Source organism: Kitasatospora sp. NPDC043950, from assembly GCF_056435345.1.
The window spans coordinates 1-12,293 of sequence record NZ_JBWKER010000098.1 but is presented as its reverse complement, the minus strand read 5'-3'; the positions used below and the strand labels follow the sequence as shown (position 1 = coordinate 12,293).

The following is a 12,293-nucleotide window of genomic DNA, read 5'->3' as shown; positions in this document are numbered from 1 at the left end:
GTCGGCAACTTTTTTTTTTCCCCTTTTGGGGTTGGGGGGTTGGGGGTTGGGGGGGAACCCGGGACACCCCGTCCCTCCCCCCCCCCCCCCGGGGGGGGCGGGCCCGCCCCCGCTGGACCGGAATTGAGCGAATTCACGTCACAGAAAATTCGACGGCGATCAAAGCGCTGCGGGGACTTGCGGTGATGCGGCCGGGCGAATTTCCGTTCGGGTCCCGCTCCGCCGGTTCGTCAGAGGATTTGGATGGAGTTGACCCTCGGCGGGCGGTTCGGGTACGTGATGTCGGTCCAGCGGTTGACCCTCACCGAGTCGCCGTTGGTATCGGAGTAGACCAAGTCGTTGTTCCCCGTGGAGATCCGGTCGATCCACCACCCGCCGAAGCCGATCGTCCCCCCGTTCGCGTAGCAGTCGACGCTGTCACGGCCGTCGAGGTGCGACCAGATCTTCAGGAAGTCATTGCGGCTCCCGTCACACTGGACATGGTCGATGGCGAAGGCGGTGCCGGACGGCACGGCCACGGTGAGCGTGGCCGCCGCGGCGAAGGCCATCGCCATCGAGCTCACGACCTTCTTCGCTTTCGAGATCATGGATTCTCCTCAGTCGGATAAAATGTCGAATCGGAGTCCGCTTCGCAACGAGTTTCGGTTGCGTCGTGCTCGATCAGTATCCAGACCGCCTTTGTGAGGGTCAATCGAACGAACCTCGACCTTACGTGTTCTCGGTCATTTCCATCCGGACTTTCGGCGAGGCGTGGGGTGCGTTGTTCTGGTGTGTCGCGAGTGGTTCCGGGGCCGGGCGGACGGGCCGTCGACCGAGATCGCCTACCGGCCGCTCTGACGTGGGGTGATGGTCCGACCGTCGACCGCGCGCGACAGGTGTTGGGGGCACCTGGCTGGGAGAGGGGGGTGGGGCTGGCGAGTTCGTGCATGACGTGTCGGGTGTTGCCGGGTGTTGCCGGGGAGCTCCGGGGCGGGGAGGTGGTTGCCCGGGTAGCCCTGGACGGCGCCGAAGCGGTCGGTGGCGGCCTGCCACTCGTCGCGAGCCTGGACGATGTCCTCGTGAGACCGCCCGATGAAGTTCCACGACAAGGCGATCCTGCGCCTGGCCGGCGGGGAGGTGCACGTGAGCACCATGCACGAACGCACCGTCCCCAACCCCGGAAGGCAATTCCCGGTGGCGATCGTCGGCGGCACCGGCGCCTACCGGACCATCACCGGCGACGGCACCCTGGAGTACACCACTGCCGACGACACCACCATCATCCTGAACTACAGCGTTCAATAGGGCGTCGGGAGTTGAACCGCGAGCCGCGCTCGTTGCGTGACCTCGCAGGTCACCGGACCTGTTGATCTGCTGACGGGCCGTCCCCCCTCCCGGCCGCCATCGCGCGCAGGGCGTCGACGGCGAGGCGGGCGGTGGTGCCGATGGCGGCGTCGGCGGCGGGGAGGGTGATGGTGGTGGCGGCGGCGCGGGTGAAGACGGCGAGGGCGTAGCGGCCGCCGTCGGGGTATTCGACGACGCCGACCTCGTGGCGCAGCGTCGGGAGGGTGCCGGTCTTGCCGTGGACGCGGACGTCGTCGTAGGGGAAGCCGGAGGCGAGGCGGTGCGGCCAGACCTGGAGGCCGAGCAGGCGGCGGAGGGCGGCGCCGTGTTCGCCGGGGCAGGCGTCGCCGTGCCAGAGGGCGGCGAGCAGGGTGGTCATGTCGCGGGCGGTGCTGCGGTTGGTGAAGGCCGGGTCGAGGACCCTGAGGCGGGCGACGACGGCGGGGTCTACCGGGGAGTCGCGGCCGGTGTCCTCGGCGAGGGCGGCGATGAGGTCGCGGAGCTTGTGGACGGCGACGGTGCGGGTCAGGCCGAGGTCGGCCATGGTGCGGTTGACGGTGTCGAGGCCGATCTCGTCCCAGAGGACGTCCGCGGCGGCGTTGTCGCTGACGGCGACGGTCAGGTAGGCGAGGTCGCGCAGGGAGAGCCGGGCGGCGTCGAGCATGGCGGCCAGGCCGGTGCCCCCGGAGGTGCGGCCGGCGGCGGGGACGTCCACCTGGCGGGTCAGGTCGATCCGTCCGGCGGCGGCCTCGCGGAAGAGCGTGACCAGGAGGCAGAGCTTGTGAACGCTGGAGGTGCTGACCGGGGTGTCGGCGTCGAGGGCGATCTCGGTGCCGGTGTCGAGGTCGCGGACGTGCAGCCGGCCGCTGACGCCGGCGTCGGCGAAGGCGGCGGCGATGCGGGCGCGTGCGGTGCGGGCGCCGGATGCGCGGTTGCCGTGGGCGCGGTCGCTGGTCACAGCGGGAACTCCATTGCGGGCCGGGGAAAGAGCGGGGGGTTGGGCGGCTGGGGCAGGAGGCCGCCGTGTTCGGTCAGCGCCTCGTGGGCGGCCTCGGCGAACAGCCGGACGGCAGGGCCGCCGCTACCGGTCGGCCAGGCCGTGGAGGTGCGCCAGGCCAGCGGGGTGCCGGTCAGCGGACGCCAGACTGTACCCGGTGGCGGCGCGGTGCGTGGCACCAGGGCGACGGCGCTGCCGGTGAGCACGAGCGCGCCCGCGACGTCAGGGCCGGGCGGGTCGACGACGGCCTCGGGAGTGCAGCCGTGCCGGGTCAGGGTGGTGAGCATCTCGTCGTACAGCGCGGGGGCGGTGGCGCGGGGGAAGAACACCAGGCGCCGACCGGTCAGTTCGGCCACCGCCAGCTCCGGGCGGTCGGCGTCCGGGCTCCCGGCGGCGAGCAGGACGCCGAGCGGCTGGTGCAGGACCGGCCCGAACGCCAGCCCGGCGGCCGGGCACGGGTGGCGGACGACGGCGACGTCGACCGTGTGCTGGGCGAGTTCGCGCGCCATGGCCGCGACCGGCAGTTCCCGCAGTTCGAGCCGGGTGCCGGGGGAGGCGCTCTCGAAGCCGGTGAGCAGCGCGGCCAGGACGGCCGGCCCCAGCTCGGGCGGCACGGCCGCGCGCAGGGTGCCCGCCCGGCCGGTGCGCAGGTCGGCGGCGGTGGCGAGGAGGCGGGCGGTGCTCTCCAGCACCTCCTTCGCCTCCGCGAGCAGCAGCAGGCCCGCCGGGGTGAGCTCGACTCCGCGCGGGCCGCGGTCGAACAGGGTCACGCCGAGCTCGCGCTCCAGACGTTTGATCCGCTGGGAGAGCGAGGGCTGGGCGATCCGCAGGCGCTCGGCGGCGCGGCCGAAGTGCCGGTCCTCGGCGACAGCGCGGAAGTGGCGTAGGTGCCCCAACAGGTCCATGGCCAGCAATCATAGGCATTCTCATATCGATCTCTTTACCATAGTGGTCTTGGACTGATGGCCCGGCGGCCTGTTTAGCTGAGGGTGACGACACGAACCACCTGGGAGACCACCGATGACGCCTGCCCTTCGCCGCCCCCGTACCGCGCTGCCCGCCGTGGCCCTGCTCGCGGCCACCCTGCTGAGCGGGTGCGGCTCTGCGGGACTCAGTAGCCATGCCGCTGCCGGCACACCCGCCCCGGCATCCAGCGCGACGCCTTCGACGGATACGACGAGCGCTTCCTTCAAGGGACTTGAGCAGCAGTTCGGCGCCCGCCTCGGCGTGTACGCGGTGGACACCGGCAGCGGCCGGGAGATCGCCTACCGGGCCGACGAGCGGTTCGCGTTCGCGTCCACGATCAAGTCGCTCGCCGCCGGCGCTCTGCTGCGCAAGGCCTCCGACGAGGAACTGGAGAAGGTGGTCGCGTACCGCCAGGAGGACGTGTTGGCGTGGGCGCCGATCACCTCTCAGCACGTCGCCACCGGCATGAAGGTGCGTGATCTGGCCGCCGCCGCGATCCAGTACAGCGACAACACCGCCGCCAACCTCGTCATGGCCGAGCTCGGCGGTCCGGCGGCCGTCCAGCAGTCGCTGCGCGACCTCGGGGACCCGACCACCAGCGTCGACCGCACCGAGCCGACCCTCAACGAGGCGACCCCGGGCGACACCCGCGACACCAGCGCCCCCCGCGTCTTCGCCGCCGACCTGCGCCGCTACGCCCTCGGCGACGTCCTCGCGGAGGACCGGCGCCGACTGCTGACCGACTGGCTCATCGGCAACACCACCGGCGCCCCCTACGTCCGCGCGGGCGTGCCCACCGACTGGAAGGTCGGCGACAAGACCGGCAACGGCGGCTACGGCACTCGCAACGACGTCGCCGTCGCATGGCCCCCCGGCGGCCGGAGCCCGGTCGTGATCGTCGTCATGTCCGACCGCGGCAAGGCCGACGCCACCTCCGACGACGCGCTGATCGCCCAGGCGACGAAGACCGTCGTCGGCGCCCTCGGCTGAACACCCCCGACCACCAATACCCCCGACCACCAATACCCCCGACCGCCAATACCCCCGACCGCCAAGAGCCCCGACCACCAGGAGCCCCGACCGCCGTGATCCACCCCACCCGCCGGACCGCCACGGACGCCGACTTCACCAGACGCCGCTTCGCCCAGCTCGCCGTCCTGGGCATCGCCGCCGGAGCCGCGCCGATCGCCGCCTCGGCCCCGGCCGCCGCGTCGGCCCCGGCCTCCACCTCCGCGGGTACGCCGTCCGCCTCCCGCCCGCACTACGACCGCGCCCGCCGCCTCGCCGGCGACGACCCCGTGCTGCGTGCCCTGGTGACGGCGCTGACCCCCGGCTCCGACCTTCCTGACCTGCCCGCGCCGGCGCCCGTCAAGCTGTTCGACAACCTCGTGCTCCTGAGCGCGGGCTGGGTCTCCGCGATGGCGGTGCTGACGGACGACGGCATCGTGCTGATCGACGCACTCACCTCCCCGGCCGACGCCGACGGCATCATCGTCCCCGGGCTGCGCGCGGTCGGAGCCGATCCGGCGGCGATCAAGCGCGTCGTCCTCACCCACGGCCACTCGGACCACTTCGGCGGCGCGCAGACCCTCGCCGACCGCTACGGCGCCCGCGTGCACATGTCCCCGGCCGACTGGGACCTCCTCGCCCGCACCCGCCCGGCCGACGCCCCCGCCCGGGACCTCGACATCGCGGACGGCGAGCAGCTCACGCTCGGCGGCACGACGATCGAGCTGCACCACACTCCGGGCCACACCCCCGGCACCGTCTCCCCGGTCATCCCCGTCCGGGCCGGCCGCCGGCACCACAGCGCGATGCTGTGGGGCGGCCTCAACCCGCCCTCGACGGCGGAGGAGCTGCGCACCTTCCTCGCGTCCGTCCACGCCTTCCGGGCCGTCATGCGCCGGGCGAACGTGGAGGTCGAGCTCTCCAACCACCCGAACGACCACGGCCTCGAACGCGCCGAACTACTGCGCCGCCAGCCGCCCGGCGCCGCGAACCCCTTCCTCCTCGGCGGCCCCCGGACGCAGCGGTACATGGCGGTCATGGACGCGATGCTGCGCGGCCGGATCGCCGACGCCGAGGCGCCGACAGCCCGGGCCGTCGCGGCACCGCACACCTGCTGCTGACCGTCCGGACCGCCCGGCCAGGGGCAGTGCCGGTGAGTTCGACCTCCTGGCGTGGAGCCGGGGGGGGGGATCGCCGGTGAGCGGCTGGTCCGGGCGGGGCTCACGGAGTGCGGGCGGGGTGTGGTGGCAGGGGGAGTCGGAGGAGGAAGCGGGCGCCGGTGGGGGAGTCGGCGAGGGCGAGGGTGCCGTGGTGGCGGGTTGCCAGGTCGCGGGCGATGGCGAGGCCGAGTCCGGCGCCGCCGGTGTCGCGGGTGCGGGCCTCGTCGAGGCGGGTGAAGGGGGCGAAGACGCGCTCGCGGTCGGGGGCGGGGATGCCGGGGCCGTCGTCCAGGACTTCGAGGACGGCCCACTGACCGTCGGGGCCGTGGTCCTCGGTGAGGGTGACGGTGACGCGGTCGGCGGCGTGGCGCAGCGCGTTCTCCAGCAGGTTGCGGAGCAGGCGGTGGAGTTGGGCGGCGTTGCCGGGGACTTCCAGCGGGCGGTCGGCGTGGACGGTGATCCGGCTGGTGCCCTGCGGGAGTTCGGCGGCGACGTCGCGGGCGAGGTCGGTGAGTTCGACCCGGGTGTGGTGGGCCGGTGCGGCGAGGGGTGGGCGGGCGAGCAGGAGCAGGTCGTCGGCGAGGTGCTGGAGGCGGACGGTGTCGGCGCGTGCGGCGCGGACGACGGTGGGCCAGTCGGTGCGGTCGGGGTGGGTGAGGGCGACCTCCAGGGAGGTGCGCAGTCCGGCGAGGGGGCTGCGCAGTTCGTGGGAGGCGTCGGCGACGAAGCGGCGCTGGGCGGTGACGGCGTGGTCGAGCTTCTCGAGGGTCTGGTTGGTGGTGGTGGCGAGGTGGGCGATCTCGTCGGCGGTGGGCGGGACGGGGACGCGCCGGTCGAGGTGCTGGGCGGTGATGGAGGCCATCTGGGCGCGGATCGCCTCGACCCGGCGCATCGCCTGGGCGGTGACCGCCCAGGCGATGGCGGCCACCAGCAGGACGGCGAAGGGCCCGGCGACCAGCAACAGCCGTTGGACGGATTCCTGGACGCGTTCGGCGTCCCAGGGCGGTACGAGCAGGTAGGCGGTGACGGTGCGCTCGCCCCGGTCGGGTTCGCCGAAGCCGGACCGCAGGGAGTAGCCGTCGATGCCGCCGGCGCTCTGCCCGTACAGGGGGAGGGTGTGGTGGGCCAGACGGCTCGCGGTGCCGGCGGCCGGGGCGCCGAGCGTGAGGGTGCGGGAGACCTGCTCGCCTTCGGGCAGCGGCGTGAGCTGGGCGGCGACCTGGGCACGGAAGGGTTCGAGGTCGGGGCTGACCTCCAGGAGCCGGCCGGAGTCCAGGACGAGGGCGTAGGCGCGGTCGCCGCCGAGCAGCCCGCTCGCCGGGACGTGGCCGGTGCGCATGTCCGCGACCGCCACGTCGAGGCGGGCCTGCGCGGCGGCCTTCGCGTCGTCCGACTGGGAGTCGTAGAGGCTGTGGCTGAGCCAGAACGCGCCCGCGGTGAAGGCGGCGGCAGCGGCCAGGCCGGCCGCCGCCGCGGAACGGGCCCGCAGCGAGCGCAGTGAGCGCAGCAGCCGCGGCGGCCTAGCCACGGGAGTCCAGCCGGTAGCCGGTACCGCGCACGGTGACGATGGAGTTCCGGTCGAACGGGACGTCGATCTTGCGGCGCAGCGCGCTGACGTACACCTCGACGATGTTCGGGTCGCCCTCGTAGCCGCTCTCCCAGACCTGGTCGAGGATGGTGGTCTTGGCGACGACCTCGCCGGGGCGTTCGGCCAGGCACTCCAGGACGGCGTACTCGCGGGGTGTGAGGGCGACCGGGGTGCCGGCGCGGTGGCAGGAGCGGTCGGCGGGGTCGAGGATCAGGTCGCCGACGGTCAGCTCGGGCGGGCGCTCGGCGCCGCCGCGGCGGACCAGGGCGCGCAGCCGGGCGACCAGGACCGGATAGGAGAAGGGCTTGGCGAGGTAGTCGTCGGCGCCGGTGTCCAGGGCCTCGATCTCGTCGTACTCGCCGTCCTTGGCGGTGAGCATCAGGATCGGGGTGGTGACGCCTTCCTGGCGCAGCTGGGCGCAGACCCGGTAGCCGTTGAGGCCGGGGAGCATGACGTCCAGCACGATCGCCCGGTAGTCGCCGGTGCGCGCGTACCAGAGGCCGGAGCGGCCGTCGTGGACGACGTCCACGGTGTAGCCCTCCGCCTCCAACCCGTCCCGGAGGGCGTCGGCCATCCGGGTCTCGTCCTCCACCACCAGTACGCGCATGAGTCTCAGCATGTCACGGGGGGTGTCGCGGTTCCTGAAGGTGCTTTCAGGCTCTTTCAGCGGATCTTCAGAGGGCGGGTCGGACGCTTCGGGGGTCGCCCCACGTCCGCCCTACCGCGAGGTGAGCCCCGTGACCCTGACCCTGACCCGCGCACCCCGCGCCACGGTCGCACCCCAGTCCCAGCTCCACTCCCAGCTGCGGACCCGGCCCGGATCCCGGCCGCTGCCCGAGCCGCCGCGGCCGGGCCGGACCGTCCTGCTGCCCTGGGCGCTCGCCGCCGTGCTGTTCGCCGCCTACAGCGCGCTGTCCGTCTCCCGCCATCTGCACCTGCGGACGTCCGGCTTCGACCTGGGGATCTTCGAGCAGGCCGTCCGCGGTTACGCCGAGGGCCGCGCGCCGGTCTCCGAGCTGAAGGGGCCGGGCTTCCACCTGCTCGGGGACCACTTCCACCCGATCCTGGCCACCCTCGCACCGCTCTACCGGGTCTTCCCCTCCCCGATGACCCTGCTGGTCGCCCAGGCGGCGCTGCTCGCCGTGTCCGCCGTCCCGGTGACCAGGGTGGCGGCGCGGGCGGCCGGTCCGTGGGCGGGCGCGGGCATCGGCGTCGGGTACGGCTTGTCGGTCGGTCTGCAGCAGGCGGTGGCCTTCGACTTCCACGAAATCGCCTTCGCCGTACCGCTGTTGGCCTTCTCCCTGGAGCGGCTGACGCTGCGGAGGTGGCGTGCGGCCGCGTGGTGCGCGCTGCCGTTGCTGCTCGTGAAGGAGGACCTGGCGGCGACGGTCGTGGCCGTCGGCTGCTACCTGTTCTGGCACGGTCGCCGCCGACTCGGCGCGGGCGTCGTCGCGCTCGCCGCCGCCACCGTGGCGCTGGTGGTGCTGGTCGTCATCCCGGCCCTCAATCCCGACGGCGTCTACACCTACCTCTCCAACGTGGACGGCCCGGCCGGCGACCCCGTGACCAGGCTGCTCCTGCCCGCCCAGAAGTGGGGGACCGTCGCCGTGCTGCTGGCCCCCACCGCGTTCCTGGCGCTGCGCTCCCCACTGATCCTGCTCGCGCTCCCCACCCTGGGCTGGCGGTTCTGGTCCACCAACCCCGCCTACTGGGGGACGGGCTTCCACTACGGCGCCGTCCTGATGCCGATCGTCTTCCTCGCCTTCGCCGACGCCCTGGCCCGGCTCCGCGCGCGGCACGGCCTGCGGCGGTGGACGGCCTGCGGCCTCGTGGCCGTCGGGCTCGCGGTGACGGCCGCCGCCCTGCCCTTCCGCCCCCTCGCCGAGCTGGCCCGGCCCGCCACCTGGCAGCGCGACGCGACGGCCGACGCCGTGCGCGGAGTGCTGCGGGTGATCCCGGACGGTGCGCAGGTGGCTGCCGCCAACGGCATCGCACCCCAACTCACCGACCGCACCCGGGTTTTCCTCTTCCCGTACTACCCCGGAGGCCCGGGCGCGAAGCCCGACTGGGTCGCGGCCCCCGACCACCCGCGGGATGGCCTCTTCCCCGCCGGCCAGGAGGCCGAGGCCCTTCGCGCCCTCCCCGCCGCCGGCTACCGTCCCGTCGCCAGCGCCGGCGGCGTCACCGTCTACCACCTCGGCGCGCGGGAATGACAAGGCGGCCCAGCGGCCCAGCGGCCCAGCGGCGCTGCCGGTGGGGCCGGGGAGGCCAGGGAGGCCGGTCACGGTGCCCGGACCGGCCCACGCCCTACCTCCTTCTCCCGGAACTGCTGCGGCTGAGTGACAAAAGGAGGGCTCCCCCGAGATGTTCACGATATGACGAGTCGACTCCTCTTAACTTCTTCCGAGATTCGGATGCGTCGCCCAACAGGCGGTCCAGCGCGTTCGCCACCCATGGAGGTCGTTGGATGAATCGTCGTCCCCGGGTCGCAGCGTCGCTGGCGGGTGCGGTAATCGCCCTGGCGTCTCCGTTGGCGGACGTCGCTGCGCAGGCGTCCGCACGGCATGCGTTCGGCTCCATGTGGCTCCAGGACGGGGATGGGGAGGGGGAGGGGCGACACCATGACCACAATCCCTTGCGTGACTGCCACAGTTCCCGCCGTGTCGTACTCATCGACCAGAACTTCAGAATCATCCTGAAGAACGGCCGGCACGGGCCGGAGGCTCTCGTTCTCCAGGGGGACGCGTCATCCTCACCCTCGTCGCCGGCAGCACCGTGGGACAGCTTCAATGTTTCAACGTATTTGGACGTGAACTATCCCACCCAGACCAGCAACCAGTACGAGTGGCAGATTCGTGACTTCTTCAGGGAGCACCCGCTCTTCGTGGTGAAGGCATTCGACCGCCACGAGCGAGTTTTCTCCTTCCCGGCTGCCCACTGCATCGACAAGCACGACGACGGTGACCGCGGTGACGGCGCTCCTCCGTACGGGGGTGGAGCTGCCGACGGGAGCGGCGCGTCCGGCTCCCCGTCGCCCCAAGCTGGGGACAATCCCCAAGGCGGCCAGCCTGGGCCGGAGACTCCCAGCTCCGGGGCCACCATCCCTCCTCCTCCGCGCGATGCTGCGGCTGAAGGCAGGAACAACCGTCTGCTGAGCGCGAAGCACATCGGGATCGCGGTCGGCGGTTTGCTGGTGGTTCTGGGAATGCTGGCCACGGCATGGCTCCGACGTCGTTCTGACACGTGACAGTCGGCCGGAAGAGGAACCGGCAGCGCTGACGACGTGTCGAAACAAGAAGATGACATCGAAACCGGGGCGGTTAAACGGCGCCGGGATGAGCCCGGCGGGTTCCCGTCTATCGGTCAGGCGGTGTCCGGCATGGGGGCGGCGCGAGTCCGGTCTGCGGCCGCCGCCCCGCAGTCGCCGGTGCTGGGGACCCTGGACCGGCAGCAGAAGGCGGTTTGGGTGACGGCCCCGGGAGACAGCGCCACCTTGTGCTTCCCCTGGAAACCGAGCCGTTCCGCTGCGCCATGGGGTGGTTCACGCCGTGCCCCGCCCGGACCTGTGGGGTCGGTGGGGCACGGCGTGCGGTGCTCAGCGGTCGTCGCCGAGTTCCTGGTGCATCTGCGGCTGGTCGTCCTGGTCGTGGGTGAGCGCGAACTTCTGGATCTCGTTGAACGTCTTGGAGGCCATGCCGAGGACGTCCTTGTAGGGGTTGACTCCGGTGGTCTTCTGGACGGAACCGCCGAGGAGCCCGCCGCCCAGGCCGCTGACCACGCCGTGGCCGGCGGCGAGCGGACCGGAGGCGAGGTCGAGGACGCCCTTGGGCACGCCGGCCATGTCGGCGTACTCGTCGGTGAGCGCGTGCCGGACCAGGGCCATGAGCGCGTCGTGCGTGGGGCCGGGGTAGAACTGCTTGTAGAAGTCGACGGCCTGCTGCGTCATGAAGACGCCGTCCTCGGACTTCTTCCACTCGTCGTTGCGCGCCTGGTTCCAGATGCGCGTGACCAGGTCGGCGTCCTTGGGCAGTTGCCACCGCTCGGGAGTGCCGAGGTAGTGGTTGACGTAGTGCCAGGCACACATGAACCCGTGGGCGTCTTCCTTGGAGACGTCGATGCCGAGGTTCTTCATCGCCTCCAGGATCTGCACGCTGAACACGCAGGAGGCGCCGGTGGTGTATTTGATCGACACCGGCTCGCCCCACTTGGCGTAGTCCCACGCGCCGCTCTTCTTGTGCAACTGCCGTACGGAGGCGTGGACCAGGCGGACCTTGGTGACGTTCGCCGCGAGGGTGCCGTCGCGCAGGGCGTTCTTGTTGCCCATGTCGAGGAACAGCCGGGACGACTGCGACAGGCGCCGGCCCGGGCCCTTGACGCCGCCGAGCCGCCCGGTCGAGCGGAGCGTGAACGCGCCGGTGGGGGAGAGGTAGGTACCGATCAGGCCGACGGTGCCCTGGAGCATGGTCACTTCGCCGTGGTGGTGGCCGAAGAAGCCCTCCGCGGCGTCGACGTCCGCCTCCGACCAGTCCGGCGGCGGCGCCGCGGCCTCCCGCAGGAAGTCCGCCAGCCGCTGGGGCAGTTGGGAGAGGTCCTGACCGGGCTTGAGCGTCCCGATGGTGCGGAAGAGGGCGTTGACGCCGTCGATTTCCTTGTGGTCGATCAGATCGGAGACGAGCTGATCGGCCTGCGGGTCACCTGCCTGGCCCGCGGCCTCCAGCTCTTGCGTCGCGTTCTGAGTCGTCAAAGCCACAGAAGGGCTCCTTCCTTCGCTGAGGGGGAAGCCGCCGGTCGGCACGTGCCGGGAACCGTGGTCGACATGGCGTCCCGGGCAGATGGATCAGCGAGCAGCGGCATGCTTCCGACCCTGGCGGAACGTCGTACCTCAGCTGAGCGAAAAAACGTTTCGCCCTCCCCCGGACGAGTGAAGGGCACCACGGTGGACCCGTCCGGCCACGGCACGAGGCGCGGTGGCGGGCCGTCTGTCGTGCTACCGGGACGCCGCCACGACACTGTCCCGCAGCACCTCGATGGCGGGCGTCCACGTTTCCACTCCGTCCAGGGCGTGCAGCCAGTGCCCTGTGGGATTGGTGGACAGCTGCTGGGGCCGGGTGCCGTATCCGGGTCGGGGCTCGTGGCCCGGGGTGTAGTTCTAGGCGCAATGCTGGTGACTTTGTGGTCGGTGTCTCGTTGGTTGTGGTGTGGCGAGGGTGGGGCAGGTCAAGGCGCCTGCGAGTGAGCGGATATCGGACCG

At 72.1% G+C, this 12,293-nt stretch carries 11 protein-coding genes; 5 read left to right on the top strand and 6 right to left on the bottom strand.

Annotated features, from left to right (window positions below; genetic code table 11):
* Nucleotides 1-230 precede the first annotated feature (230 nt).
* Complete coding sequence (locus tag AC07BF_RS36570) at nt 231-587, bottom strand: beta/gamma crystallin domain-containing protein (RefSeq protein WP_400809198.1); 357 nt, start codon at nt 585-587, stop codon at nt 231-233.
* Between the two features lie 484 nt (nt 588-1,071).
* On the opposite strand from AC07BF_RS36570, the gene AC07BF_RS36565 reads away from it, so the two are divergent.
* The gene (locus AC07BF_RS36565; protein WP_363589506.1) at nt 1,072-1,284 is read left to right on the top strand and encodes a hypothetical protein; all 213 of its coding nucleotides are present in this window, start codon (nt 1,072-1,074) and stop codon (nt 1,282-1,284) included.
* A gap of 49 nt (nt 1,285-1,333) precedes the next feature.
* Here AC07BF_RS36565 and AC07BF_RS36560 read toward each other — a convergent pair whose 3' ends face one another.
* Both AC07BF_RS36560 and AC07BF_RS36555 read right to left on the bottom strand, forming a co-directional pair.
* The gene (locus AC07BF_RS36560) at nt 1,334-2,281 is read right to left on the bottom strand and encodes a serine hydrolase (RefSeq protein ID WP_478334517.1); all 948 of its coding nucleotides are present in this window, start codon (nt 2,279-2,281) and stop codon (nt 1,334-1,336) included.
* Nucleotides 2,278-3,225, bottom strand: a complete 948-nt coding sequence (locus tag AC07BF_RS36555; RefSeq protein ID WP_363589490.1) for a LysR family transcriptional regulator — start codon at nt 3,223-3,225, stop codon at nt 2,278-2,280. Before AC07BF_RS36555 ends, AC07BF_RS36560 begins: the two co-directional genes overlap by 4 nt.
* A gap of 115 nt (nt 3,226-3,340) precedes the next feature.
* Here AC07BF_RS36555 and bla point away from each other — a divergent pair, with 115 nt between their 5' ends.
* Both bla and AC07BF_RS36545 read left to right on the top strand, forming a co-directional pair.
* Complete coding sequence (gene bla / locus AC07BF_RS36550) at nt 3,341-4,276, top strand: class A beta-lactamase (RefSeq protein WP_363589492.1); 936 nt, start codon at nt 3,341-3,343, stop codon at nt 4,274-4,276.
* Nucleotides 4,277-4,371: 95 nt separating this feature from the next.
* The gene (locus AC07BF_RS36545) at nt 4,372-5,415 is read left to right on the top strand and encodes an MBL fold metallo-hydrolase (RefSeq protein WP_478334516.1); all 1,044 of its coding nucleotides are present in this window, start codon (nt 4,372-4,374) and stop codon (nt 5,413-5,415) included.
* Nucleotides 5,416-5,515: 100 nt separating this feature from the next.
* Here AC07BF_RS36545 and AC07BF_RS36540 read toward each other — a convergent pair whose 3' ends face one another.
* Entirely contained in the window at nt 5,516-6,982 is a 1,467-nt protein-coding gene (locus AC07BF_RS36540) for a sensor histidine kinase (protein ID WP_478334515.1), read from the bottom strand.
* Nucleotides 6,975-7,649: a response regulator transcription factor gene (locus AC07BF_RS36535; RefSeq protein ID WP_478334514.1), complete on the bottom strand. Its 675-nt coding sequence runs from the start codon at nt 7,647-7,649 to the stop codon at nt 6,975-6,977. The genes AC07BF_RS36540 and AC07BF_RS36535 overlap by 8 nt, the downstream gene beginning before the upstream one ends.
* 130 nt (nt 7,650-7,779) lie before the next feature.
* On the opposite strand from AC07BF_RS36535, the gene AC07BF_RS36530 reads away from it, so the two are divergent.
* Together AC07BF_RS36530 and AC07BF_RS36525 are read left to right on the top strand one after the other, a co-directional pair.
* Nucleotides 7,780-9,255, top strand: coding sequence for a DUF2079 domain-containing protein (locus tag AC07BF_RS36530; protein ID WP_478319530.1), 1,476 nt, complete (start codon nt 7,780-7,782; stop codon nt 9,253-9,255).
* Between the two features lie 254 nt (nt 9,256-9,509).
* Complete coding sequence (locus AC07BF_RS36525) at nt 9,510-10,289, top strand: hypothetical protein (RefSeq protein ID WP_478334513.1); 780 nt, start codon at nt 9,510-9,512, stop codon at nt 10,287-10,289.
* Nucleotides 10,290-10,637: 348 nt separating this feature from the next.
* Here the strand turns inward: AC07BF_RS36525 and AC07BF_RS36520 are convergent, their stop codons facing one another.
* Nucleotides 10,638-11,792 carry an oxygenase MpaB family protein gene (locus AC07BF_RS36520; protein WP_363589632.1) on the bottom strand — a complete coding sequence of 385 codons (1,155 nt, stop codon included), beginning with the start codon at nt 11,790-11,792 and terminating at the stop codon, nt 10,638-10,640.
* Nucleotides 11,793-12,293 lie beyond the last annotated feature (501 nt).